This window comes from Streptomyces colwelliae (assembly GCF_048158785.1).
Taxonomy (GTDB): Bacteria; Actinomycetota; Actinomycetes; order Streptomycetales; family Streptomycetaceae; genus Streptomyces.
Window position 1 is genome coordinate 1 of record NZ_JBLTJC010001043.1, and the last position, 397, is coordinate 397.

At 52.1% G+C, this 397-nt stretch carries 1 protein-coding gene; it reads left to right on the forward strand.

The features are described from left to right. Positions 1–397, forward strand: a 397-nt coding sequence (locus tag ACNFOC_RS55750; protein ID WP_416966493.1) for a DEAD/DEAH box helicase family protein, incomplete at both ends; no start/stop codon positions are given.

Consider the following 397-nt stretch of genomic DNA (forward strand, 5'->3'; position numbering starts at 1 on the left):
GGCCTGGCGCACCAGACGTTACTTGGCGTGACTGGCTCAGGGAAAACCTTCACCATTGCCAATGTCATTGCTGACCTTCAGCGCCCAACCATGGTACTTGCGCCCAACAAAACGCTGGCGGCCCAGCTGTATGGCGAAATGAAAGAGTTCTTCCCGGAAAACGCGGTGGAATATTTCGTTTCCTACTACGACTACTATCAGCCGGAAGCCTATGTACCGAGTTCCGACACTTTCATTGAGAAAGATGCCTCGGTTAACGAACATATTGAGCAGATGCGTTTGTCCGCCACCAAAGCGATGCTGGAGCGGCGTGATGTGGTTGTGGTGGCGTCTGTTTCCGCGATTTATGGTCTGGGCGATCCTGATTTATATCTCAAGATGATGCTCCATCTCACGG